General features: G+C 71.5%; 23 protein-coding genes. 15 read left to right on the forward strand and 8 right to left on the reverse strand.

Annotated features, from left to right (window positions below):
- Positions 1-36: 36 nt before the first annotated feature.
- Together AMK31_RS19045 and AMK31_RS19050 are read left to right on the forward strand one after the other, a co-directional pair.
- Entirely contained in the window at positions 37-1,260 is a 1,224-nt protein-coding gene (locus AMK31_RS19045) for an ATP-binding protein (RefSeq protein WP_073941816.1), read from the forward strand.
- Positions 1,257-2,384: a tetratricopeptide repeat protein gene (locus AMK31_RS19050; protein WP_073941738.1), complete on the forward strand. Its 1,128-nt coding sequence runs from the start codon at positions 1,257-1,259 to the stop codon at positions 2,382-2,384. The genes AMK31_RS19045 and AMK31_RS19050 overlap by 4 nt, the downstream gene beginning before the upstream one ends.
- A gap of 66 nt (positions 2,385-2,450) precedes the next feature.
- Here AMK31_RS19050 and AMK31_RS19055 read toward each other — a convergent pair whose 3' ends face one another.
- On the reverse strand, positions 2,451-4,256 hold the full coding sequence (locus tag AMK31_RS19055; RefSeq protein WP_073941739.1) for a bifunctional metallophosphatase/5'-nucleotidase: 1,806 nt from the start codon (positions 4,254-4,256) through the stop codon (positions 2,451-2,453).
- A gap of 144 nt (positions 4,257-4,400) precedes the next feature.
- Between AMK31_RS19055 and mshD the strand changes: the two genes are divergently transcribed.
- From mshD to AMK31_RS40700, 10 genes are all read left to right on the forward strand, one after another.
- Positions 4,401-5,327, forward strand: a complete 927-nt coding sequence (gene mshD / locus AMK31_RS19060) for a mycothiol synthase (RefSeq protein ID WP_073941740.1) — start codon at positions 4,401-4,403, stop codon at positions 5,325-5,327.
- 102 nt (positions 5,328-5,429) lie between these two features.
- Complete coding sequence (locus tag AMK31_RS19065) at positions 5,430-5,816, forward strand: GntR family transcriptional regulator (protein WP_073941741.1); 387 nt, start codon at positions 5,430-5,432, stop codon at positions 5,814-5,816.
- Entirely contained in the window at positions 5,813-6,700 is an 888-nt protein-coding gene (locus tag AMK31_RS19070; RefSeq protein WP_073941742.1) for an ABC transporter ATP-binding protein, read from the forward strand. Before AMK31_RS19065 ends, AMK31_RS19070 begins: the two co-directional genes overlap by 4 nt.
- A complete protein-coding gene (locus AMK31_RS19075) occupies positions 6,697-7,731 on the forward strand; it encodes an ABC transporter permease (protein WP_073941743.1) in 1,035 nt (344 codons plus the stop codon). The genes AMK31_RS19070 and AMK31_RS19075 overlap by 4 nt, the downstream gene beginning before the upstream one ends.
- A complete protein-coding gene (locus tag AMK31_RS19080; RefSeq protein ID WP_073941744.1) occupies positions 7,728-8,648 on the forward strand; it encodes a hypothetical protein in 921 nt (306 codons plus the stop codon). Before AMK31_RS19075 ends, AMK31_RS19080 begins: the two co-directional genes overlap by 4 nt.
- 346 nt (positions 8,649-8,994) lie before the next feature.
- Positions 8,995-11,373, forward strand: coding sequence for an RNA degradosome polyphosphate kinase (locus tag AMK31_RS19085; protein ID WP_107468654.1), 2,379 nt, complete (start codon positions 8,995-8,997; stop codon positions 11,371-11,373).
- Positions 11,354-12,436: a CHAD domain-containing protein gene (locus AMK31_RS19090; RefSeq protein WP_073941746.1), complete on the forward strand. Its 1,083-nt coding sequence runs from the start codon at positions 11,354-11,356 to the stop codon at positions 12,434-12,436. Before AMK31_RS19085 ends, AMK31_RS19090 begins: the two co-directional genes overlap by 20 nt.
- Positions 12,433-12,858, forward strand: coding sequence for an NUDIX hydrolase (locus AMK31_RS19095; protein ID WP_073941747.1), 426 nt, complete (start codon positions 12,433-12,435; stop codon positions 12,856-12,858). Before AMK31_RS19090 ends, AMK31_RS19095 begins: the two co-directional genes overlap by 4 nt.
- A 331-nt stretch (positions 12,859-13,189) precedes the next feature.
- Positions 13,190-14,032, forward strand: a complete 843-nt coding sequence (locus AMK31_RS19100) for a hypothetical protein (protein WP_073941748.1) — start codon at positions 13,190-13,192, stop codon at positions 14,030-14,032.
- 82 nt (positions 14,033-14,114) lie between these two features.
- The gene (locus AMK31_RS40700; protein WP_073941749.1) at positions 14,115-14,294 is read left to right on the forward strand and encodes a hypothetical protein; all 180 of its coding nucleotides are present in this window, start codon (positions 14,115-14,117) and stop codon (positions 14,292-14,294) included.
- A 63-nt stretch (positions 14,295-14,357) separates the two neighbouring features.
- Here AMK31_RS40700 and AMK31_RS19110 read toward each other — a convergent pair whose 3' ends face one another.
- Positions 14,358-14,741: a metal-sensitive transcriptional regulator gene (locus AMK31_RS19110; RefSeq protein WP_073941750.1), complete on the reverse strand. Its 384-nt coding sequence runs from the start codon at positions 14,739-14,741 to the stop codon at positions 14,358-14,360.
- Between the two features lie 213 nt (positions 14,742-14,954).
- Between AMK31_RS19110 and AMK31_RS19115 the strand changes: the two genes are divergently transcribed.
- Both AMK31_RS19115 and AMK31_RS19120 read left to right on the forward strand, forming a co-directional pair.
- The gene (locus AMK31_RS19115) at positions 14,955-15,575 is read left to right on the forward strand and encodes a DUF47 domain-containing protein (protein WP_073941751.1); all 621 of its coding nucleotides are present in this window, start codon (positions 14,955-14,957) and stop codon (positions 15,573-15,575) included.
- A gap of 7 nt (positions 15,576-15,582) precedes the next feature.
- Positions 15,583-16,581 (forward strand): inorganic phosphate transporter, encoded by a 999-nt coding sequence (locus AMK31_RS19120; protein WP_073941752.1) that lies wholly within the window; start codon positions 15,583-15,585, stop codon positions 16,579-16,581.
- 152 nt (positions 16,582-16,733) lie between these two features.
- On the opposite strand, the gene pstB is transcribed toward AMK31_RS19120, so the two are convergent.
- From pstB to pstS, 4 genes are all read right to left on the reverse strand, one after another.
- Positions 16,734-17,510: a phosphate ABC transporter ATP-binding protein PstB gene (pstB, locus tag AMK31_RS19125; RefSeq protein ID WP_073941753.1), complete on the reverse strand. Its 777-nt coding sequence runs from the start codon at positions 17,508-17,510 to the stop codon at positions 16,734-16,736.
- A gap of 45 nt (positions 17,511-17,555) precedes the next feature.
- Positions 17,556-18,617: a phosphate ABC transporter permease PstA gene (pstA, locus tag AMK31_RS19130; RefSeq protein ID WP_073941754.1), complete on the reverse strand. Its 1,062-nt coding sequence runs from the start codon at positions 18,615-18,617 to the stop codon at positions 17,556-17,558.
- On the reverse strand, positions 18,614-19,618 hold the full coding sequence (gene pstC / locus AMK31_RS19135) for a phosphate ABC transporter permease subunit PstC (protein WP_073941755.1): 1,005 nt from the start codon (positions 19,616-19,618) through the stop codon (positions 18,614-18,616). The genes pstA and pstC overlap by 4 nt, the downstream gene beginning before the upstream one ends.
- A gap of 108 nt (positions 19,619-19,726) precedes the next feature.
- The gene (gene pstS / locus AMK31_RS19140; RefSeq protein WP_073941756.1) at positions 19,727-20,848 is read right to left on the reverse strand and encodes a phosphate ABC transporter substrate-binding protein PstS; all 1,122 of its coding nucleotides are present in this window, start codon (positions 20,846-20,848) and stop codon (positions 19,727-19,729) included.
- Between the two features lie 434 nt (positions 20,849-21,282).
- Between pstS and AMK31_RS19145 the strand changes: the two genes are divergently transcribed.
- Entirely contained in the window at positions 21,283-22,845 is a 1,563-nt protein-coding gene (locus AMK31_RS19145) for an FAD-binding oxidoreductase (RefSeq protein WP_073941757.1), read from the forward strand.
- A 15-nt stretch (positions 22,846-22,860) separates the two neighbouring features.
- Here the strand turns inward: AMK31_RS19145 and AMK31_RS19150 are convergent, their stop codons facing one another.
- Together AMK31_RS19150 and AMK31_RS19155 are read right to left on the reverse strand one after the other, a co-directional pair.
- Positions 22,861-23,574 carry a phosphatase PAP2 family protein gene (locus AMK31_RS19150; RefSeq protein ID WP_073941758.1) on the reverse strand — a complete coding sequence of 238 codons (714 nt, stop codon included), beginning with the start codon at positions 23,572-23,574 and terminating at the stop codon, positions 22,861-22,863.
- A gap of 251 nt (positions 23,575-23,825) precedes the next feature.
- The gene (locus tag AMK31_RS19155) at positions 23,826-24,788 is read right to left on the reverse strand and encodes a C40 family peptidase (RefSeq protein WP_158074544.1); all 963 of its coding nucleotides are present in this window, start codon (positions 24,786-24,788) and stop codon (positions 23,826-23,828) included.
- Positions 24,789-24,823 lie beyond the last annotated feature (35 nt).

Raw genomic sequence — 24,823 nt, forward strand, 5'->3', positions numbered from 1 at the left:
AAGGCCGTGCCGCACGGCGGGCGTAGGCTGTCGATCATGCCGGACGACTCCCCTCTCATACAGAGTCTGCGAACGGCCGTCGCCGCAGCGCCCGCCGACGTACCCCTACGACTGCACCTCGCGGAACTCCTGCTGGACGCGGGCCAGTCGGACGCGGCAGTCGCCGAAGCCGCCGTCGCCCTCCAGCACGCGCCGGGTGACGCCCAGGCCCGGGACCTGATGGCCCGTGCCATGGGGGCGCCGCAGCAACCGGTCCCGCGGCAGGGCGCGTTCGACTGGCAGGCCGCCCAGGAGCAGGTCGGCGACGTCGTCCCGCCCCGCTTCGTCGAGGCGCCGGTCCGTGCGGACGGGCAGGACGATCCCGGGGACGCCGAGGCCTGGGACGTGGAGACGCCGGGCGGGGTGCGGCTGGCCGACGTCGGTGGCATGCAGGACGTGAAGGACCGCCTGGAGGCCGCCTTCCTCGCGCCGTTGCGCAATCCGGAGCTGCGCAAGCTGTACGGCAAGAGCCTGCGCGGCGGTCTGCTGCTGTACGGGCCGCCCGGCTGCGGCAAGACGTTCATCGCGCGGGCCGTCGCCGGTGAACTCGGCGCCGCCTTCCTGTCCGTGTCGGTCAACGACGTGCTCGACATGTGGATCGGCAACTCCGAGCGCAACATGCACGAGATCTTCGAGACCGCCCGCCGCCAGGCGCCCTGCGTCGTCTTCCTGGACGAGCTGGACGCCCTCGGCGCCAAGCGCAGCCGGACCGCGCACAGCGGTATGCGCAACACGGTGAACCAGCTGCTCACCGAGCTGGACGGCATCGACTCGGCGGCGAACGAGGGCGTGTTCGTGCTGGCCGCCACCAACGTTCCCTGGGACGTGGACATCGCCCTGCGCCGTCCCGGCCGGCTGGACCGCACGATCCTCGTCCTGCCGCCCGACGGGCCCGCCCGCGAGGCGATCCTCCGCTACCACCTGCGGGACCGGCCCATCGAGAACGTCGACCTGGGCAAGCTGGTGAAGGCCACCGACGGCCTGTCCGGCGCGGACCTGGCACATGTCTGCGAGGCGGCGGCCGAGCGGGCGCTGCTCGACTCCGCCCGCACCGGCACCGTACGCCTGATCGGCATGAAGGACCTGCTGGCCGCCGCGAAGGACGTGGTGCCGTCCACCGAGCCGTGGTTCGCCTCGGCGCGGAACGTGGCGATGTTCGCCAACCAGGGCGGGATGTACGACGACCTCGTCGCGTACCTGAAGAAGAGGCGCAAGCTGTGACCACCACCGTGCACCCCGCCGTGGAGCGGGCCGACCTGCTCATCGACCTGGAGCGGTGCGACGAGGCCCGGGAGCTGCTGGCCGGCCGGCTCGCGGAGGACCCGGAGGACGTCCGGGCCTGGGTGAAGCTCGCCCGCAGTCATCTGGTGGGCGACGCCCAGGACGGGCAGCGGGCGCTGGAGGCGACGGAGCGCGCGCTGGCGCTCGACGCCGAGGACATCGGGGCGCTCGTCATGCACGCGCACGCCCTGCGCGCCGCCGGCCGCTTCCTGGAGACCGAGGACGTGCTGCGCGAGGTGATCCGCCTCGCCCCCGACCACTGGTACGGCTACGCGCTGCTCGCCAACTGGGTGTGGCGCATCAAGGCGATCCGCTCCGGGCGGGCCAACGGCGGCCAGGTCAGGCGCGAGGACCAGGACGCCGCCCTGCGCGAGGCGGGGGAACTGGCCCAGGAGGCCATCCGGCTGGGCCCGGAGGAGGTGTTCGCCTACGAGGCGGCGTGGCTGATCGCCGACATGGCCGGCAACCGGACCGTCGCCGACCAGTTGGACGAGGCGATCCTCCGGCTCGACCCGCAGCACGAGCAGGCCCTGGCCCGGCGGACGAAGCAGGCGGCGACCGCCCCCGGCGTCAAGGCCGCCGAGGCCGCCACCCTGTACGCCGACGCGCTCGCCGCCGCCCCGGACTCGGCGCCGATGCGGCGCGGCCTCGACGAGGCCTCCTACCGTCTGCTGCGCGGCGTCCGCTGGCTGGCGCTGCTCTGTGTGGCGCTGGCCGGCGTCGGCATCGACCTGTTCCCCACCGAGGGCGAGGTTCAGCGGGAGCTGCCGCTGCCGCTCGGCCAGCGGCTGTGGGACCTCGTGCCGATGGCCGTCGTCTGGGCGCTGGGCGCGCTGCTGAGGTACCGCCGGCTGCGCGCCGGGATCCGGGTCAACCTGCGCTCGCTGGTCCGCCGCCGCACCTGGGCGCGGGTCGTCCTCGGCCAGGCCGCGTGGGCGATGCTGTGCGCGCTGCTCGTCGTCGAGGTGCCGTGGACGGAGCGGACGGTGCCGATGGTCCTCTTCTGGGCCGGGCTGGCGCCGACGCTGGCGACGATGTGGTTCGACCGCGGGAAGGCCGGCTGAGCGGGCGAACGGCAAAGGGGGGACGCAGCCATGCGTCCCCCCTCCGCCGGGTTCTCAGCGGTTACTTCACTTCACGATCGTGATCCGGTCCGCCTTCGGCGGCGCGATCGGGCTGGTCGCCGAGGAGTTCGCCGTCAGGTACTTCTCCAGGGCGGTCAGGTCGTCCGCGCCGACCAGGTCGTTGGTGCCCTGGCCCAGCGTCGGGAAGCCGTCGCCGCCGCCCGCGAGGAAGCTGTTGCTCGCGACGCGGTACACCGCCGACGGGTCGACGGGCGCTCCGTTCAGCTTGACCGAGTCGGTCACGACCCGGTCGGCGCCCGTCTTCGTCAGGTCCAGGGTGTACGTCAGGCCCGAGGAGATCTGGAGGATCTTCGGGGCGGCCGCGTTCGCGCCGCTCACCTGCTCCTTGAGGATCTGGATGAGCTGGGTGCCGGTGATGTCCTGGAGGTTCACCGTGTTGGCGAACGGCTGGACCGTGAAGCCCTCGGCGTAGGTCACCACGCCGTCGCCCTCGGCGCCCTTGGCCGCGTAGGTGAGGGGCGCGCGGATGCCGCCCGGGTTCATCAGCGCCAGGTCGGTCTCCGGGTCCAGCTCCTTGCCGTAGGCGAGCTGCGCGTCGGCGATGAGGTCGCCGAGCGGGGACTCGGTGCCGGTGTTGCCGATGTCGCCGGAGATGTAGCCGATGGCGCGGTTGCCGATGGGCGCGGCGAGCGTGTTCCACTTGCCGATCAGCGCGGTCATGTCGGGCGCCTTGGGGACGTCCCGGGTGACGACGTGGTTCGCGGAGCCGACCGCCGTACGGGCGATGTCACCCGTCCACCGGTCGTACGTCAGCGTGGTGTCGGTGTAGAGCCGGCCGAAGGAGGCGGCGGAGGTGACCATGCGGGGGTTGCCCGCCGGGTCGTCGATGGTGCACACGTACGGCGCGTGGGTGTGGCCGGTGACGAGGGCGTCGACCTGCGGGGTGACGTTCTTGGCGATGTCGACGATCGGGCCGGATATGCCGTCGCCCGCGCCGGGCGCGTCGCAGTCGTAGTTGTACGCGGTGCCGGCCGGGAAGCCGCCCTCGTGGACGAGCGCGACGATCGACTTCACGCCCTGGCGCTGGAGCACCTTGGCGTACTTGTTGATGGTCTCGACCTCGTCCTTGAAGGTGAGGCCCTTGACGCCCTCTGCCGAGACGACGTCCGGGGTGCCCTCCAGGGTCACACCGATGAAGCCGATCTTGACGTCCTTCTTCTTCCACACCCAGTAGGGCTTGAGGATCGGCTTGCCGCTCTTCTCGTCCAGGACGTTGGCCGCGAGGTACGGGAAGTCGGCGCCCTCGAACTCCTCGTCCGTGTAGCAGCCGTCCGTGGGGTGGCAGCCGCCCTGCTGGAGGCGGGCCAGTTCCTTGGCGCCCTCGTCGAACTCGTGGTTGCCGACGCTCGTCACGTCGAGGTCGAGCTCGTTGAGCGCCTCGATGGTGGGCTCGTCGTGGAACAGGCCGGACAGCAGCGGGGAGGCGCCGACCATGTCGCCGCCCGCCGCGGTGACGGAGTACTTGTGGCCCTCGCGCGCCTCGCGCAGATGGGTCGCCAGGTACTCGACGCCGCCCGCGTCGACGGTCCTGGTGGTGCCGTCGGGCTGCAGCTCGGTGACCCGGCCGGAGGAGCCGGACGGCGGTTCCAGGTTGCCGTGCAGGTCGTTGAAGGACAGCAGTTGGACGTCCTGGTAGCGGCCCGGCCAGTGCTTGCCGGTCTGCTCGTCGGCGCTGGCGGTGGACGGCAGCGCGGCGACCAGCGCGCCGACGGTCGCGAGCCCGGCGGTGGCCGCGAGCAGCCTGGTCGTGCGCCGTCTGCGGCGGTCGTGCGGCGGAGTGGTGGCTGGCATACGCCCCCCTGTACCTCTGTGCGTCTGTGTGGTGGTCCCGGCGCAGCCTAGAGTCAACGCGCGTAGCGCGACAGGGGGTTCATGGTTACATCCTGGTTTCCCTTTGCCGCCGTTTTCGGGCCGCCTCCCCTTACCCTCGTAGGCATGACCAGCGACGACATCGCACGGCCCGGCCCCTCCCGCGCCATCGAGACCTACGCGGCGCTCTCCCCGGAACAGATCGAGGCGGTTCTCGGACTGCTCGCGGAGGCCGTTCGCGTCGACGGCCAGCAGGCGGTGTCCGAGCAGGGCCGGCTCCAGCTGCGCGGCGGGGAACGCGAGGGTGTGTCCCATCTGCTGCTGACCCTCGGCGACCAACTCGTGGGCTACGCCCAGCTGGAGGACACGGATCCGGTGGAGGCCCCGGCCGCCGAGCTGGTCGTCCACCCCTCGCACCGCGGCCACGGCCACGGCCGCGCCCTCGGTACGGCGCTGCTGGCCGCCTCCGGCAAGCGGCTGCGGGTGTGGGCGCACGGCGGCCATTCCGCGGCCCGGCATCTTGCGCAGGTGCTGGGGCTGACCCTGTTCCGCGAACTGCGTCAGATGCGGCGCCCCTTGGCGGGACTCGACCTGCCCGAGCCGGTGCTGCCGGCCGGGGTGAGCGTGCGGACCTTCGTGCCGGGGCGGGACGACGCGGCCTGGCTCGCCGTCAACGCCGCCGCGTTCGCCCACCACCCGGAGCAGGGCTCCCTCACCCAGCGCGACCTGGACGACCGCAAGGCGGAGCCGTGGTTCGACCCGGCGGGCTTCTTCCTGGCCGAGCGCGAGGGCGAGCTGGTCGGCTTCCACTGGACGAAGGTGCACGCGGAGGAGCAGCTCGGCGAGGTGTACGTCCTCGGGGTGGCGCCCGGCACGCAGGGCGGCGGCCTGGGCAAGGCGCTGACCACGGTCGGGCTGCGGCATCTGGCGGCGCAGGGGCTGCCGACGGCGATGCTGTACGTCGACGCGGACAACAAGGCGGCGGTGTCGGTGTACGAGCGGCTGGGCTTCACCACATACGAGACGGACCTCATGTACCGGTCCGAAACCTGATCTTTCCGCTCGGAGGCCTCACGAGGGGGCGGCGATCTTGACGCCGCCCCCTCTCTTGCACCACCCTTTCACTACTCAATTAGTGAAAGGGTGGTTGTCCGAGTGGTCGAATACCGCGTCGACCGGCGCAGCGGAGTCGCCACCTACCTGCAGATCGTCCAGCAGACCAAGCAGGCGCTGCGCCTCGGCCTGCTCCAGCCCGGCGACCAGCTGCCCACGGCCCGCGAGGTCGTGGCGGCCACCGCCATCAACCCGAACACCGTCCTGAAGGCCTACCGCGAGCTGGAACGCGAAGGCCTCGTCGAGGCCCGCCGCGGCCTCGGCACCTTCGTCCGGCGCTCCCTGGGCGCCGCACCCGCCGACTCGCCGCTGCGCAGCGAACTGGAGGCGTGGGCGGCGAAGGCCCGCACCGCGGGGCTCGAACGGGACGACGTGGCCGCGCTCTTCACGTCCGTACTGGACACGCACTTCAAGGGGGACCAGGAATGACCGACACCGCCATCGAGGCGGCCGCGCTGTCCAAGAGCTTCGGCCGGCGCGGACGGCGAGCGCTCGACGACTGCGCCTTCCGGCTGCCCGCCGGGCGCGTCTGCGCCGTCGTCGGGCCCAACGGGGCCGGCAAGTCCACCCTGCTCGCCCTCACCGCCGGACTGCTCGCCCCCACCGAGGGCACCGTCCGGGTGCTGGGCGCCCACCCGGCCGACGTCCGCGAACGCCTCGCCTACGTCGCCCAGGACAAGCCCCTGCACCCCCAGCTCACCGTCGCCGACACCCTCCGTCTCGGCCAGGAGCTCAACCCCGGCCGCTGGGACCAGGCGGTCGCCGCCCGCGTCGTCGCCGAGGGCGACCTCGACCCCGGTGCCCGCGTCCGCTCCCTTTCCGGCGGCCAGCGCACCCGCGTGGCGCTCGCCCTCGCCCTCGGCAAGCGCCCCGAGGTGCTGCTGCTCGACGAGCCGATGGCCGACCTCGACCCGCTGGCCCGGCACCAGCTGATGGGCACGCTGATGGCGGACGCCGCTGAGCACGGCACCACGGTTGTCATGTCCTCGCACGTCGTGGCCGAGCTGGAGGGCTCCTGCGACCACCTGCTGCTCGTCGGCGGCGGCCGCATCCGCCTGTCCGGCCCGCTCGACGACCTGCTCGCCGCGCACACCCTGATCACCGGCCCGACGGGCGCCGACCTCACGCCGCACACCGTCGTCGAGTCCCGTACGACCGGACGCCAGCTCACCGCGCTGATCCGCCCCCGGGGCCCGGTCCCCGGCGCCTGGCAGAGCACCGAGCCCTCGCTGGAGGAGCTGGTCCTCGCCCACCTGCGCGCCCCCGAAGCGCCGGAGCTGCACCTCGACACCCCGGTGGAGGCCGCCGTATGACCGCCGTGACGACCACCACGGCCCCCGAGCGGGCCCGCACTGCCCGTGGCCCGCGCGGCCTGACCTGGGTGCTGCTGCGGGTGCACCGGTCGGCGCTGTGGTTCTGGCTGATGCTGCTCGCCGTCGCCGGAGGCGCCCTGCTGTGGGCGTACGGGCCGGGCGTGGACGCCGCTCTGGACGTCTACCGCGGGATGGACTGCGGCCCCGGGTACTGCGACGCCACGGTCCCCGCCGCCCAGCACTACCAGCTCGCCACCGTCCTCGGCACCGGCCTGCTCACCCTCACCCCGCTCCTCACCGCCGCCTGGGCGGGCGGCGCCCTCATCGGCCGGGAAATGGAGAACGGCACCGCCCGGCTCGCCTGGACCCAGTCCGTCACCCCCGCCCGCTGGCTCGCCGCCAAGCTCGCCGTGCCCGCCGCCCTGCTCGCCGCCGGCACGGTCCTGCTCACGCTGCTGCACCGCCTGCTGTGGTCGGTGGACGGACCGCTGCGGGAGGCCACCGGCACGCGCGACTGGCACGACGGCGGCGTCTACCTCGCCAACGGCACCCTGGCCACCGCCTACGCCCTGCTCGGCCTGGCCGTCGGCGCCCTCGCCGGCCTGCTCCTCCGCCGGGCGCTGCCCGCGCTGGCGGCCGCCGTGGTCAGCCTGCTCGTCCTCACCGGCGCGCTGTCCTCCCTGCGCCCGCACCTGTGGCCGGCCGTGACCCTGACCGGCAAGGAGTACTACCCGGAGTGGACCGGCATGGTCGTCGGCGACGGCGCCCTCACCTCCACCGGCGCCCGCGTCCCCGACCCGATCTGCGTCGACGACGCCCGCTGCCTCGCCGAGCACGACATCGTCGGCTTCTACCGCGACCACCACCCGGCCGGCCACTTCTGGCCCCTCCAGCTCGTCGAGACCGGCATCGTCCTCGCCGTCGCCGCTCTCGCGGTCCTGGCCGCGTTCTGGCTGCTGAACCGCCGTACGGGAGCCCGCCGTACGGGAGCCCACCGTACGGAGACCCGCCGTCCCGGAGCCGCCGCATGACCGCGCTCGCCGCCCCCGCCGCCCCCGCCGCGCGCGGCACCCGGCGCCCGCGCGGTCTGATCTGGGCCGTGCTGCGGCTGCACCGCACGGCGCTGTGGCTCTCGCTGGCCGCGCTCGCCGCCGCCGCGCTGGTCTCGGTGTGGATGTACGTCATCGGGGACGACGCCCGGCGTGGCATCAGCGCCTGCGCCACCCCGGCCACCGGCCGGCTGCCGTCCTGCGCGGAGGTCGAGGCGATCGGCGCCGACGAGACCTACGCCGCCGGGATCGGCCTGCTCACCGGCACCCTCGCCTACCTGGTCTTCCCGGTGACCGCCTGGGCGGGCGGCGCGCTGATCGGCCGCGAGCTGGAGAACGGCACCGCCCGGCTCGCCTGGACCCAGTCCGTCACCCCGGCCCGCTGGCTCGCCGCCAAGCTGGCCGTGCCCGCAGCGCTGCTGACGGCCGGGACGGCGGCGGCCCTGGCACTGCTGGAGTGGGCGCGCGGGGACGGCGACCCGAACCTGACCGGCGACTGGTACCTGCCGGACGTCTTCGTCAGCGGCGGTCCCACCGCCGTCGCCCACCCGCTGGCCGGTCTCGTCCTCGGCGCCCTCGCCGGACTGCTCACCGGCCGGGCACTGCCCGCCGCCGGACTGTCACTCGCCGTCTGGACCGTCCTCCACAACGTCCTGGAGCACTACCGCGGCGACCTGTGGCCGGCGCTCACCCGCACCGCCGGCGGCGCCACCTTCGAACTGCCCCGCTCGGCCTTCGCCGTCGGCACGGTCCACGACCAGGACCGGATGACCTCCGCCACCTACCACCCCCGCTCCCACCTGCTGCCCCTCCAGCTCGTGGAGACCGGCATCCTGCTCGCCCTCACCGCCGCCGCGGCCGCCGCCTGCCATCTGCTGCTGCGCCGCCGCGCGAGCTGAGGACCTAGGGGGCGTCTCGTCGATCATGCCGGGCTCGCGGCGCCTGGCACCGCGCCTCGCCGCGTTGTCGTCGGTCCCCGATTCCCCCAAGCTCTCGGCTCCGCTCGAGCAGGGGGGACCCCCATCGCATCGGCTCCCTCCTCCGCCTTGCGATGCACGGCACCAGACGCCGCTCCCTGATCCGGCCTGATCGGCAAGACACCCCCTGGACCCGGTCCGCGTACGCCCCTCCACGGGGGGAGGGACGTACGCGGGCCGCTCCCGTGCGCCCGCGATCCGCCGCCCGCTATCCCACACGTCATGTCGCCGTAACCATCGATTCAGACGACCTTGCGACGCTCGGCGAATGAAGCCCGCCGTGCCAGAGCCTTCACCCCCGCCCGAGGGGAGCGTTTCCGGGAACGGGACCGCCGGCGCCAGCGCCGCGCTCCCACCCGCCCGCTCCGACGCGCCTGTGTCCCTCCTGGCGCGGAAGAATGGGTTCATGAGCCAGCAGAACGCCCAGGCACCGGTCCAGCAGGTCCAGCACGCACAGCCCTCCGTGGGCTCCATCGCCGCGCACCGCCCGCACACCGTGGCGGCGGCGGTATCCGACCTGGAACCCGACATCGACGCCGACCTCGACGCGTACGAGGAAGCGCGCGTGGACGGTGCCCAGCTACCCCAGGGCCGGTTCCTCGACCGGGAGCGCAGCTGGCTCGCGTTCAACGAGCGCGTCCTCGAACTCGCCGAGGACCCCGACACCCCCCTGCTCGAACGAGCGAACTTCCTGGCGATCTTCGCCAGCAACCTGGACGAGTTCTTCATGGTCCGGGTCGCGGGTCTGAAGCGCCGCATCGCCACCGGCGTGGCCACCCGGTCCGCCTCCGGTCTCCAGCCGCGCGAGGTGCTGGAGATGATCTGGGCCCGCTCCCGCGAGCTCATGGCCCGGCACGCCGCCTGCTACCACGAGGACGTCGCCCCCGCCCTCGCGGAGGAGGGCATCCACCTGGTCCGCTGGAGCGAGCTGACCGAGAAGGAACAGGCCCGCCTGTTCACCCTGTTCCGGCACCAGATCTTCCCGGTGCTCACCCCGCTCGCCGTGGACCCCGCGCACCCCTTCCCGTACATCTCCGGCCTGTCCCTGAACCTGGCCGTCGTCGTGCGCAACCCGGTCAGCGGCCACAGGCACTTCGCCCGTGTGAAGGTGCCGCCGCTGCTGTCCCGCTTCCTGGAGAGCAGCCCCGGCCGGTACGTCCCCATCGAGGACGTCATCGCCGCGCACCTGGAGGAGCTGTTCCCGGGCATGGAGGTGCTGGAGCACCACGCCTTCCGCCTCACCCGCAACGAGGACCTGGAGGTCGAGGAGGACGACACCGAGAACCTGCTCCAGGCCCTGGAGAAGGAACTCATGCGGCGCCGCTTCGGGCCGCCGGTGCGCCTGGAGGTGGAGGAGTCCATCGACCGGGAGGTGCTGGACCTCCTCGTGCGCGAGCTGAAGATCAGCGAGGCCGAGGTCTACCCGCTGCCCGGCCCGCTCGACCTCACCGGCCTCTTCCGCATCCACGGTCTCGACCGGCCCGAGCTGAAGTACCGGAAGTTCATCGCCGGCACCCACCGCGACCTCGCCGAGGTCGAGTCCGCCTCCGCACCCGACATCTTCGCCGCCCTGCGCCAGCGGGACGTCCTGCTGCACCACCCGTACGACTCGTTCTCCACGTCGGTGCAGGCGTTCCTGGAGCAGGCCGCGCAGGACCCGGACGTCCTCGCCATCAAGCAGACGCTGTACCGCACCTCCGGCGACTCCCCCATAGTCGACGCGCTCATCGACGCCGCCGAGTCCGGCAAGCAGGTCCTCGTCCTGGTCGAGATCAAGGCCCGCTTCGACGAGCACGCCAACATCAAGTGGGCGCGCAAGCTGGAGGAGGCCGGCTGCCACGTCGTCTACGGCCTCGTCGGCCTGAAGACCCACTGCAAGCTGTCGCTGGTGGTCCGTCAGGAAGGCGACACCCTGCGGCGGTACAGCCACGTCGGCACCGGCAACTACCACCCGAAGACGGCCCGCCTCTACGAGGACCTGGGCCTGCTCACCGCCGACCCGCAGGTCGGCGCGGACCTGTCCGACCTGTTCAACCGTCTCTCCGGCTACTCCCGCCGGGAGACGTACCGCCGCCTCCTCGTGGCCCCCAAGTCGCTGCGCGACGGCCTGGTCTCACGGATCAACAAGGAGATCCAGCACCACCGCGCCGGACGTCCCGCCTACGTCCGCGTCAAGGTCAACTCGATGGTCGACGAGGCTGTCATCGACGCCCTGTACCGCGCGTCCCAGGCGGGCGTGCCCGTCGACATCTGGGTGCGCGGCATCTGCGCGGTGCGGCCGGGTGTGGCGGGCCTGTCGGAGAACATCCGGGTCCGCTCGGTCCTCGGCCGGTTCCTCGAGCACTCCCGGATCTTCGCCTTCGGCAACGGCGGCGAACCGGAGGTCTGGATCGGCAGCGCCGACATGATGCACCGCAACCTCGACCGCCGGATAGAAGCCATGGTCCGGGTCGTCGACCCGGCCCACCGTGCCGCGCTCAACCGGCTGCTGGAGACCGGGATGTCCGACTCCACCGCCTCCTGGCACCTCGGGCCGGAGGGCGAATGGACCCGGCACGCGACGGACGGGGACGGCGGCCCCCTGCGGAACATCCAGGAGATGCTCATAGACGCCCGGAGGCGCCGGCGTGGCACAGCGACACCTTGACCCCATGGCCGCTCCCGTGACGGGGGACGCCCTGGCGGGCTATCTGCGCGCGCAGGCCACGGAGTTCCTGCGTGCGCTGCGCCAGCACCGCGAGACCGGCACCGGCCCGCACGACTCGCTCGACGCGGCCCGGGCACTGCGCCGCTCGGCCCGGCGCATCAGCGGCAGCCTCCACACGTTCCGCGCGCTGCTGGACACCGACTGGTCCGAGGGCATGCGCCCCGAACTGGCCTGGCTGTCCGGCACCCTGGCCCTGGAACACGCCTACGCCTCCCGTCTGGAACGCCTGCTGAACGCGTTGCACCGCCTCTCGGGTTCGGCGGCGTTCCCGGGCCAGGCCACCGTGGCCGAGACCGTCAGAGGGAGCCGTACCGCGGGGGCGGCGCGGGCGGGCGCGGCGGCACCCGGCAACGCCGGCACCCCCGCGCCCGCGGAGCGCGGCAACCTCACCGTGGGTGCCGCCAAGGCGGGTGCCCTCCTGGACCGCCAGCTCACCCTCGCCCGCACCCGCGCCCACTCCACCGCCCTCCAGGCCCTCGGCTCCTCCCGCTTCCACGCGGTCGCGGACAAGGTCGCCGTGCTGGCCAGCGAGGTCCCCCTCGACACCACCGCGACGACCACGGACCTGCGCCCGCTCGCGGCCGCCGCCGAGGAACGCCTCAGGGACGCCGTCACCGCCCTGCCCCTGGTCACCGCGGGCAGCCCGTACAACGCGGAGGCGCTGGTCCACGGCCTCTCCCCGGACCCGGCCCCGCACCCCCAGGACGCCCCGTGGCACCAGGTCCGCCTGCTGCTGCGCCTGCACCGCTACGCCCGCGAGGTCGTGGAGGGCGACGACGCGCCCGTCGACGTTCGTCTGCTGACCGCCGGTCAGTCCCTCAACCGGCACCGCGACGCCTCGGAGGCCGCCGCGGCTGCGGCAGCGGCCGCCCGCACCCCGCGCATCGCCCCGGCCACCGCCTACGCCCTCGGCGTCCTGCACGCCGACCAGCGCCACGAGGTGGAGGCGGCCCGGTTCGCGTTCCAGCAGTCCTGGCAGATGCAGACGGTGGGCACACCGTGACCGGCCCCGCCGACAGCACCCCCGTCCAGGCCGCGGGCTGCGTCCTGTGGCGCCGCTCGCCCGTGGACGGGGAGCTGGAGCTCTGCCTCGTGCACCGCCCGAAGTACGACGACTGGTCGCACCCCAAGGGCAAGCTGAAGCGCGGCGAGGACCCGCTGGCCGGCGCCCTGCGCGAGGTCGAGGAGGAGACCGGCTGCACGGCGACGCCCGGAGCCGAGCTGCCGACCCTGCACTATCCGGTGGGCGGCCGCCCCAAGCAGGTCCGTTACTGGGCGGCCGAGGCCGTCTCCGGCACCTTCACCCCGACCACCGAGGTCGACCGCGTCCTGTGGCTCTCCCCCGCCGCCGCCCGCGAGCGGCTGACCCAGCCCCGCGACCGGGAACTCGTCGACGAACTGCTGGCCGCCCTGCGCCTGGCCTGACGCGCGGGCTCACGCCTCGTCCGCATGTCCCGCCCCGTCCGTCCGCGCCTGGCTGCGCGCCCGGCGGGCGGGCCCCCGCCAGCCGCAGCTGCACCGCGCCACACAAAACGGCCCCTGCTCCACCGTGGTGATCCGGTGCTCCGGATGGTTCCGGCCGGGGGCGTACCGTTCCTGCTCGGTCACACCGGACACAGTACCCAGGCAAGGTGAACGAACCGTGAGAGTCCCGTGCCGCCCCGCTCCGCCCCCGGCCGCGTGACGGCCCAACCTACCCGTCGTTAACCGGACGACAGGGGGCCCTTGACGGACGGACGGCTGGGGGTAGGCAGGGATGGCGGAGCGGCAGCACGGCAGGGCGGGCGGCACGGTCCTCGCGGCGGGGTTCATGGCCTGCGTCTGTCTCACCACGTCGGGATGCCAGAGCAGCGGCGCGGCCGCCGACGACCGCCGGCCCGCCGCCGACCCGCTCCCCGCGCTCCGCCAGGCCGCCGCCGCCCTGGTCGCCGCGGGCACCTCCAAGGCGATCACGTCGATGGAGATGGCCACCGGCGGCACCCGCGTCACCATCCGCGGCGAGGGCGTCTACGACTACACGCGCGCCGTCGGCCGGCTGAAGGTGCTGCTCCCGCAGGACCCGGCGGGCCGGACCGAGCGGCGTCCCATCACCGAGCTCCTCGCCCCGGGCGCCCTCTACATGAAGAACCGGGGCGCGGGCGTCCCGGCCGACAAGTGGGTCCGCGTCGACACGGCCACCCTCACCGACGGCAACCTGGTCACGGGCGGCGCCACCGATCCGCTCGCCGCGGCCGAGGTGCTGCTCGGGACGCGGACGGCGACGTACGTCGGCCGTACCGAGGTCGGGGGCGCGCCGGTCCGGCACTACCGCGGCACCGCGGACCTCGCCGAGGCCGCGAAGAAGGCCTCACCCGGCGGAAAAGCGTCCCTGGAGGCGGCGGCGAAAGGGTTCGCCACGTCCGAGGTCCCGTTCGACGTCTTCCTCGACGACGAGGGCCGCGTCCGCAAGATCCGGCACCGCTTCAGCTTCGTCAACGGCAGCCAGAAAGCCACGGTGGCGGTCGCCTCGACGACCCTGCTGTACGACTTCGGCACCCCCGCCGACGTACGGCTGCCGCCCGCCGGGGACATCTACGCGGGCCGGATCGCCGAGGAGTGACCGGCTGGAACTAGCCCGTCCGTGCCATGCGCGGCGTGTAGGCCGCTCCCTACTCTAGGAAGCCGGTGACGGCAGAGAAGAGGTGACGCACGTGGCTCCGCTCGGCGGTACGGCAGTACAGGACCACGTGGCCCTCGCCGAGATCGAACTGTGCGGAGAGCTGATCATCGCGGCCTCGGCCGCCGAGGACCGGCTGAGCATGGAGAGCATCGACCAGGTCCTGCGAGTGGCCGAGGAACGCGCCCGCGCCACCGAGGCGTAGTGCCCGCCGCGGCGCCGCGGCGCCGCGGTGCTGTCAGGTGCGGCGCCGTCAGGTGCGGCGCCGTCAGGTGCGGAGCATCCGCCCGATGGCCTTGGTGGCCTCTTCCACCTTGGCGTTGATCTCGTCCCCGCCCTTGAGGGCCGCGTCCGCGACGCAGTGCCGCAGGTGCTCCTCCAGGAGCTGGAGGGCGAAGGACTGCAGGGCCTTGGTGGAGGCGGACACCTGCGTGAGTATGTCGATGCAGTAGACGTCCTCGTCGACCATCCGCTGCAGGCCGCGGATCTGCCCCTCGATGCGGCGCAGCCGCTTCAGGTGCTCGTCCTTCTGGTGGTGGTATCCGTGGATGCCCCGATCGTGATCGGTCACCACGGCGTCCGCGACGCCCTCCACGGAGACCTCCGCGGGGACCTCGGCGGGCAGACCGGCGCCGGCCTCGGTGGTCGTCATAGCACCCTCCATCTACATACCCCTACTGGGTATATCGTAACGGACTTTGCCGGGTATGGGCCCCTTGCCGACAGGACGGACCCGACCCCGTGCGCCGCCCCCGTGCCGATAACTCTGCCCGATGGGCGACACTGGGGGACGGCCCATTAGCCGTGGCCGGATGATGCGCCTAGCATCAGCCTGACCGAAACCGATGCATACCGAGGACCCCACGTGCGCTTTCGTCTGACCCCCAGGGAGACGAGCTTCTACGACATGTTCGCCGCATCCGCGGACAACATCGTCACGGGCTCGAAGCTCCTGATGGAACTGCTCGGGGCGGACACCTCCGCCCGGGCCGAGATCGCGGAGCGTATGCGGGCAGCGGAACACGCGGGTGACGACGCGACGCACGCGATCTTCCACCAGCTGAACTCCTCCTTCATCACGCCCTTCGACCGCGAGGACATCTACTCCCTCGCCTCGTCCCTCGACGACATCATGGACTTCATGGAGGAGGCCGTCGACCTGGTCGTCCTCTACAACGTCGACGAGCTGCCCAAGGGCGTGGAGCAGCAGATCGAGGTCCTGGCGCGGGCCGCCGAACTCACGGCCGAGGCCATGCCCAACCTGCGCACCATGGACAACCTCACCGAGTACTGGATCGAGGTCAACCGGCTCGAGAACCAGGCCGACCAGATCCACCGCAAGCTGCTCGCCCACCTCTTCAACGGCAAGTACGACGCCATCGAGGTGCTGAAGCTCAAGCAGATCGTCGACGTCCTCGAAGAAGCCGCGGACGCGTTCGAACACGTGGCGAACACGGTGGAGACCATCGCCGTCAAGGAGTCCTGAGGCGTCGATGGACACCTTTGCCCTGGTCGTGACCATCGGGGTCGCGCTCTTCTTCACGTATACGAACGGCTTCCACGATTCGGCGAACGCGATCGCCACCTCCGTGTCGACGCGCGCACTCACCCCGCGGGCGGCGCTCGCGATGGCGGCCGTGATGAACCTCGCGGGCGCCTTCCTCGGTTCCGGCGTCGCCAAGACGGTCAGCGAGGGGCTGATCGAGACGCCCGAGGGCTCCACCGGCATGGGGATCCTCTTCGCCGCGCTGGTCGGCGCGATCGTCTGGAACCTCGTCACCTGGTACTTCGGACTCCCCTCGTCCTCCTCGCACGCGCTGTTCGGCGGCATGGTGGGCGCGGCACTCGCCGGCGGCACCACCGTCTACTGGGACGGCGTGCTGGAGAAGATCGTCATCCCGATGTTCGTGTCGCCGGTGGTAGGCCTGCTGGCCGGCTACCTCGTGATGACCGCGATTCTGTGGATGTTCCGGCGGGCCAACCCGCACAAGGCCAAGCGCGGCTTCCGCATCGCGCAGACGGTGTCGGCGGCGGGCATGGCCCTCGGCCACGGCCTCCAGGACGCCCAGAAGACGATGGGCATCGTGGTGATGGCCCTCGTCATCGCCGACGTCGAGGACTACGGCGACCCGATCCCGGTGTGGGTCAAGATCGCCTGTGCCGTGATGCTGTCGGCGGGCACCTACGCGGGCGGCTGGCGCATCATGCGGACGCTGGGCCGCAAGATCATCGAGCTCGACCCCCCGCAGGGCTTCGCCGCCGAGACCACCGGCGCGACGATCATGTTCGGCTCCGCCTTCCTCTTCCACGCGCCGATCTCCACCACCCACGTCATCACCTCCGCCATCATGGGCGTGGGCGCGACGAAGCGGGTCAACGCGGTGCGCTGGGGCGTGGCCAAGAACATCGTCCTTGGCTGGTTCATCACCATGCCGGCAGCGGCAGCGGTGGCGGCCCTGTCGTACGGCCTGGTCCACCTGGCGTTCCTGTAGCCCCTGCCGTCCCGCGCCAACCGAGCACACCGGGACGGAACGACGTACCGGCAACGAACAGGCCCGCCCCCCGGGAGCCAGGGGGCGGGCCCTTGTCGCCTCGCGGTGGCACCGCCATGCAGCACCGCGAGGGGTCCATGTGGACGGCTGGATCAGCCGAAGCGGCCGGAGATGTAGTCCTCCGTGGCCTGGACGGACGGGTTGGAGAAGATCCGCTCCGTGTCGTCGATCTCGATCAGCCGGCCGGGCTGCCCGACCGCGGCGAGGTTGAAGAACGCCGTGCGGTCGGAGACCCGCGCCGCCTGCTGCATGTTGTGCGTCACGATGACGATCGTGAACCGCTCCTTCAGCTCCCCGATCAGGTCCTCGATCGCGAGCGTCGAGATCGGGTCGAGGGCCGAGCACGGCTCGTCCATCAGCAGCACGTTCGGCTCGACGGCGATCGCCCGCGCGATGCACAGCCGCTGCTGCTGACCGCCGGAGAGACCGGAGCCGGGCTTGTTCAGGCGGTCCTTCACCTCGTTCCAGAGGTTCGCGCCCTTGAGCGACTTCTCGACGATGTCGTTCAGCTCGCTCTTCTTGTAGTTGCCGTTGAGCCGCAGCCCCGCCGCCACGTTGTCGAAGATCGACATCGTCGGGAACGGGTTCGGCCGCTGGAACACCATGCCGACCTCGCGCCGCACCGACACCGGGTCGACGCCGGTCCCGTACAGGTCCTCGTCGTCGAGCAGCACCTTGCCCTCGACCCGCCCGCCGGGCGTGACCTCGTGCATACGGTTCAGGGTGCGCAGGAACGTCGACTTGCCGCAGCCGGACGGGCCGATGAACGCCGTCACCGAGCGCGGCTCGACGGTCATCGAGATGTCCTCGATCGCCTTGTGGGAGCCGTAGTAGGCGGTCAGTCCGCTTACGTCGATTCGCTTGGCCATGATTGCTTCACTTCCAGAATGCTTGATCGGTCGCCGTTGGCCGCGTCAGCGACCGGTCTTCGGGGCCTTCCAGCGCGCGATGCCGCGCGCCAGCAGGTTCAGGATCATCACGAAGGCGATCAGCGTCAGGGACGCCGCCCACGCACGGTCGAACGCCGCTTCGGCGCCCGCGCTCTGCGCGTACTGCTGGTAGATGTACAGCGGCAGCGAGGCCTGGGCCCCTTCGAACGGGTTGTTGTTGATGAAGGGGTTGCCGAACACCAGCAGCAGCACCGGCGCCGTCTCACCGGCGATACGGGCGACCGCCAGCATGATGCCGGTGGTGATGCCGCCGATGGCGGTGGGCAGGACGACCTTGAGGATCGTGCGCCACTTGGGCACGCCCAGCGCCAGGGACGCCTCCCGCAGCTCGTTCGGTACGAGCTTGAGCATCTCCTCCGTGGAGCGCACGACCACCGGCATCATCAGGATGGCCAGCGCGAGCGAGCCCGCGAAGCCGAAGGGCTGCATCTCGAACATCAGCATGATGCTGAGGATGAACAGACCGGCGACGATCGACGGGATACCCGTCATGACGTCGACGAAGAAGGTGACGGCCCGGGCGAGGTTGCCCCGTCCGTACTCGACCAGGTAGATCGCGGTGAGCACACCGATCGGCGCGGCGATCAGCGTGGCGAGGCCGACCTGCTCCAGGCTGCCGATGATGGCGTGGTAGATACCGCCACCGACCTCCCGGTCGCCGACGAGCCCCATCGAGTGGGTGAGGAAGTAGACGTCCAGCACCTTCAGACCGCGCTGCACGGTCGCCCAGATCAGCGAGGCGAGCGGCACCACGGCGAGCAGGAAGGCGACCCAGACCAGCGCGGTGGCGATACGGTCCTTGGCCTGCCGCCGGCCCTCGACGGCCGAGGCGATGACGTACGTGCCGAGGACGAACAGGATCGCGGCGATCAGACCCCACTGGATCCGGCTGTGCAGGTCGGCGACGACGCCGATGCCCACGCCGAGCGCGAGCGAGCCCGCGGCGATCGCCCACGGGGCCCACTTGGGCAGGCCGGCGCCGCGCAGCGTGCTGGGGCGCTTGTCGTTGAGGACGGCGTGGCTCATGCGTTGGCCCCCGAGTACTCCTTGCGGCGGGCGATGATCGCGCGGGCCGCGCCGTTGACCAGCAGCGTGATGACGAACAGGACCAGACCGGAGGCGATCAGCGCGTCACGGCCGAAGGTGTCCGCCTCGCCGAACTTGCTGGCGATGTTCTGGGCGAAGGTGCCGCCGCCCGCGTCGAGCAGGCTGGTCTGGATCTCGAAGGAGGGGGAGAGCACGGTGGCGACGGCCATGGTCTCGCCGAGCGCGCGGCCGAGGCCGAGCATCGACGCGGAGATCACGCCGGAGCGGCCGAACGGCAGCACGGCCATGCGGATGACCTCCCAGCGCGTGGCGCCGAGGGCCAGGGCCGCCTCCTCGTGCATCTGCGGGACCTGGCGGAACACCTCGCGGCTGACGTTGGTGATGATCGGCAGGATCATGATCGCCAGCAGGATGCCGACCGTGAGCATCGAGCGGGCCGGCCCGCCCTCCCACTCGAAGACGCCGGTCCAGCCGAAGTACTGGTCGAGCCAGCCGAACAGGCCGTTCATGTGCGGGACGAGGATCAGCGCGCCCCAGAGGCCGTAGACGATGGACGGCACGGCGGCGAGCAGGTCGATCACGTAGGCGATGGGACCGCTCAGCTTGCGCGGGGCGTAGTGGGTGAGGAACAGCGCGATGGCGACCGCGATCGGGACCGCGATGACCATGGCGACGATCGAGGAGACCACGGTGCCGAAGGCCAGCACGGCGATGCCGAAGACCGGCGGCTGGGCGCTGGTGTCCCACTCGAAGGTGGTGAGGAAGTTGCCCTCGTCCTCGCTGATGGCGAGGAACGCGCGGTAGGTGAGGAAGACCGCGATCGCGGCCATGATCACCAGCAGCAGGATGCCCGAGCCGCGGGACAGACCGAGGAAGATCCGGTCGCCCGGCCGGGTGGCGCCGCGGGCCGCGCGCTGGGCCTCGGTCACCACGGGCTTCGTGGGTGGTGGTGCGTCAGTGTTCTTGGTCGTTATGTCCATCAGGTTCTCCGGTCTGCGGAGCCGGACGCGACGTGCGGCTCCTGGCGGCGGTGCACCGGACGGTGCGGGGCCCGGCCCCCTTCCGGGGAGCCGGGCCGCGCACTCGGGTCAGCTCAGGCCCTCGATGGTGGTGCGGACCTTGGTGATGATCTCGTCGGGGATCGGCGCGTAGCCGGCGTCGGCGAGCAGGCCCTGGCCGTCCTCGCTGGCGATGTAGTTCAGGAACGCCTTGGTGGTGGGCAGGGTCTCCGCCTTGTTGCCCTTGTCGCAGACGATCTCGTACGTGACCAGGGTGATCGGGTAGGCGCCGTCGGCCGAGGTCTTGTAGTTGATGTCCAGGGCGAGGTCCTTGCCCTGGCCGACGATCTTGGCGTCGGCGATGGCCTTGGTGGCGCCCTCGGTGGAGGCCTTGACCGGCTCGGCGGCGCCCGTGTCGATGGCGACGACGTCCATGCCCTCGGCGTAGGACAGCTCCATGTAGCTGATCGCGCCGGAGACCTGGGAGACCTGCTGGGCCACGCCGGAGGAGCCGGACGCGGACTGGCCGCCCTTGGCCTGCCAGGCCTTGCCGCCCTCGTACTTCCAGTTGTCCGGGGTGGTGGCGATCAGGTACTTGGTGAAGTTGTCCGTGGTGCCGGACTCGTCCGAGCGGTGGAAGGCCTGGATCTTCAGGTCGGGAAGGTCGGCCTCGGGGTTCAGCTTCTTGATCGCCGCGTCGTTCCACTTGGTGATCTTGCCGTCGAAGATCTTGGCGATCGTCGGGGCGTCCAGCACCAGGTTCTCGACACCCGGGACGTTGTAGGCGAGCGCGATCGGGCCGCCGACCATCGGGAGGTCGATGCCCTGACCGCCCTCGCAGACCTCCTTGGAGGCGGCGATCTCCTCGCTGTCCAGCGCGGAGTCCGAACCGGCGAAGGCGACCTGGCCCTGGTTGAACGCGGTGATGCCGGCGCCGGAGCCGGAGCCCTTGTAGTTGATCTGGACGCCCTGGCAGGCGGCGGCGAACTGCTTCACCCAGGCGTCGATGGCGTTCTTCTGCGCGGACGAGCCGTCTGCGAGCAGCTGACCCTTGGCGTCGTCACACTGGATCGAACCGGAGGGCTTGGCGGCGCCCGTCGCGTCGCCGCTGTTGCCGGTGTCGTCGGAGCCGCACGCCGTGAGGGCCAGGGCGCCGGAGACGGCGAGAGCACCGAGGGTGAGGGCCCGCCGGTTCATGCGCTGAAGCTTCACTTTCGGGAGTTCCTTCCGGGAGCCGCCGTCCTGAATCCGGCGGCGTGCGAAGTCTGGGTGTGACGGACGCGGTATCGAGGTCGCGCCCGTCATCAGCAAGGCCGAAATTAGGCAGATCAGGTGAAGCCGCCTATGGCCGGAAGTGAACGGGGGGTGAACCCCTGCGGTCGGTGCGGTTAGGTCACGGAATGCTTACGGGGAGAGCACATGGAGGTCCCGGCAACCCTGGCTCCAACCCGCACGTGAGTTCGACAGCGCGGGCCTCGCATGGCGAACAAAAGGGTCATTTGCGTGGAAGGTACACCACACCGTGCGGCCACCGGGAGTACCCGATCGTGTATCGCGCTCCGGCCCGCACCACAGCGCGTGGAACCCCCGGCCCGCGGCCCCCGTCTCGTTCAACGACAACACGTTGCGGGCGAAGGCGGCAGCACATGGAACGGCGTACGTTCATCGGCGGCGGTACGGCCGCCCTCACGGCGACGGTCTCGGCGGCGGCCTGCAGCGGCGGCACCGGCCGCGCGGAGGCCACGGGCACCACCACCTCCACCGCCGCCGGTACGACGGCCCGCACCACGACCACCAAGGCCTCCGCGAGCCTCGGCGCCCTCGCCCGCGACCTCGACGGCACCCTGATCCGCCCCGGCGACGCCGACTGGTCCACCGCCCACCGCCTCTACAACACTCGCTTCGACGCCCTGAAGCCCGCCGGTGTCGCCTACGTCGCCCACGCCGACGACATAGCCACCGCCCTCGCCTACGCCCGCGCCCACGAGATGCGCGTCGCCATCCGCAACGGCGGCCACTCCTACGCGGGCTGGTCCTCCGGCGACGGCCGGCTGATCATCGACGTCTCCGAGCTGAGCCGGGTCCGGGCGAGCGGCGGCTCCGCGGTCGTCGGCGCCGGCGCCAAACTGATCGACGTCTACCGCGCGCTCGCCGCGAAGGGCACGACGATCCCCGCCGGCTCCTGTCCGACCGTCGGCGTCTCCGGCCTCGTCCTGGGCGGCGGACACGGAGTGGTCTCCCGGGCGTACGGCCTGACCTGCGACAGCCTCACCCGGGCCACCCTCGTCACCGCCGACGGCAAGCGGATCACCGCCGACGCCGACCACCACAAGGACCTCTTCTGGGCGCTGCGCGGCGCGGGCAACGGCAACTTCGGCGTCGTCACCGAACTGCACTTCCGCACCCACCCGGCCCCGCAGGCCGTCACCGGCTACCTGACCTGGCCGTGGGCGAAGGCGGCGGCGGTGGTGAAGGCGTGGCAGGAGTGGGGCCCGGACCAGCCGGACGAGATCTGGTCCTCCCTGCACCTCGCCAAGTCGGCGGGCGGAAACCCCACGGTCTCCGTCGCCGCCTTCTCCCTCGGCACATACGGCGAACTCCAGAACGCCGTCGACCGCCTCGCCGACCGCGTGGGCGCCTCCGCCTCCTCCGTCTCCCTGCGCCGCCGCTCCTACGAGGAGGCGATGGAGATATACGCCGGCTGCGCCTCCTTCACCTCGGACGCCCAGTGCCACCTCCCCGGCGACGTCCCCGGCCGCGACCCGCAGGGCGCGCTGGGCCGGGAGACCTACACGGCCCGCTCCGACTTCTTCGACCGCTCGATCTCCGCGTCGGGCATCCAGACCCTGCTCTCCCAGATCGGCTCGGTGCGGGGCGGCGCGGGCAGCATCGCGCTGACGGCACTGGGCGGCGCGGTGAACCGCGTCTCGCCGACGGCGACGGCGTTCGTACACCGCCGTTCACGGATGCTGGCCCAGTACCTCGTCTCGTGGCGGGCGGGCACGTCCGGCACCGACGCCCAGGCGTGGCTGAATACCGCCCATCAGGCGATGCGCCCGCACGCCTCGGGCGCGGCCTACCAGAACTACACCGACCCGACCCTGAAGGGCTGGCGCAAGGCGTACTACGGCGACGCGGCCCCGCGCCTGACGAAGCTGAAGCGGACGTACGACCCGGGTCGGCTCTTCACGTACCCGCAGGCGCTGTGAGGTCGGGCAGGAACCTCAGGCGGCGAGGTCCCGCTCCTCAGCCGCCCCGGCGCTCTCCGTGCGGGTGCCCGCGATCACGGCGTCCCGGCTGTCGGCCGACGGCCGCTTGCGGATCAGCCACCCCACGCGCGGCGACCGCTCCATGGCCTTGGCGACCGGCGTGAGCAGCGCCATGGCGACGGGCGAGAGCAGCAGCGCGACGGCGGTGCCGAGCGCGAAACCACCCACGACGTCCGTCGGGTAGTGCACGCCCATGTAGACCCGGCAGAACCCCTCGAACAGCGCGAGCCCGATCCCGACGAGGCCGAACTTCCGGTTGGCGACGAAGAGCCCGACGGCGATGGCCATGGTGATGGTGGCGTGATCACTGACGAACGAGTAGTCGGTCTTCCCGGTGACGAGCACTTCCAGACCGTCGTGCTCCAGGAACGGCCGGGGCCGCTCCACGAACCCGCGTATCGGTACGTTCACCAGCACGGCGACACCGGCCGCGAGCGGCGCCCACACGAGCGCGGCGACCGAGGAGGCCGCCTCCTCCGCGGACCCGGCCCGTCGGCGCCCCGTCCACCAGCACCACAGCACGAGCAGCACGACGGCGAGCAACAGCCCGTACTCACCGACGTACTCCATGACCCGGTCGAACCAGTGCGGCGCGTCCTTGGCCAGGCCATTGATGTCGTAGAGCAGCTCGACGTCGGGGTTCGACCCGGATTGCGCGAGTCCAGCCATGGTGCAGCGGCCCCTTCGTCGTCATCTCACCGGCGCACTCCGTCCATGCGCCGTCTGCCACCCCCGTGGTCCGTAGATCGATCGGCTAGGTCGATGGGCTAGGTCAATCGGCTACGTCAACAGGAACGCACGGTCCCGGCCTCCGCGTTCCACAATCCACTGAATGATCACGCAGACGTTATCGAAGAGAGACACATCGCCGCAGCTCAGGGGTGCACCTCACGCTCGGTTCAAGCCGCTCTCGACTGCCGTCAGACGGCCGAGGGCAACGCTTTTGCGCCATCCTCGGTCACCCTGGTCGCCCCGAAGTACTTACGGGTGTCGATCGGATCGAACCGGATCACGGCCCCCGTGTACGGCGCGTCGATCATGTACCCGCCGCCCACGTAGATCCCCACGTGATCGATGGCCCGCGAGTTGGACGGATCCGGCGAGAAGAACACCAGGTCCCCCGGCAGCAGCTCCTCCCTGGAGGGATGCGGCCCCGCGTTGTACTGATCGTTGGCCACCCGCGGCAACGTGATCCCCACACTCTCGTACGCCGCCTTGGTCAACCCCGAACAGTCGAACCGTCCCCCCTGCTCAGGCGTACCGTTCCCACCCCACAGATAGGGCGTCCCGAGCTTCTTCTGCGCGTAGTGGATCGCGCCGGCGGCCTGCTTGGAGGGGTCCAGGCGGGTGGTGGGGGCGGCGAAGCTGTCCTCGAGGGTGGTGATGATCTGGACGTAGTTCTGGGTCTCCTTGTACGGCGGCACGCCCCCGTACTTGATCACGGCGTACGCGCCCGCGTTGTAGGCGGCGAGCATGTTCTTCGTGGGGTCCCCGGGCACGTCCTTCACGTACTTGGCGAGGGTGCAGTCGTACGACGCGGCCGATGGAATCGCGTCATTCGGGTCCCAGACGTCACGGTCGCCGTCCCCGTCACCGTCGATCCCGTGCGTGGCCCAGGTGCCGGGGATGAACTGCGCTATCCCCTGCGCGGCGGCCGGGCTCTTGGCGTTCGGGTTGAACCCGCTCTCCTGGTAGAGCTGGGCGGCGAGCAGCGCGGGGTTGATGGCGGAGCACAGGTTGCCCCACTTCTGCACCAGCGGCTGGTACGCGGCGGGCACCGACCCCTTGGCCAGCGTCTTGCTGCCGCCGCTCACGCCGTTGACGAGGTTCCCGGCGACGATGTACACCCCGACGACGAGCAGCATCACGAAGCTCAGGCCCATCGCGAGCGCGACACCACCGGCCACCCATACTTTTC

Source organism: Streptomyces sp. TSRI0107 (assembly GCF_001905845.1).
Taxonomy (GTDB): Bacteria; Actinomycetota; Actinomycetes; order Streptomycetales; family Streptomycetaceae; genus Streptomyces.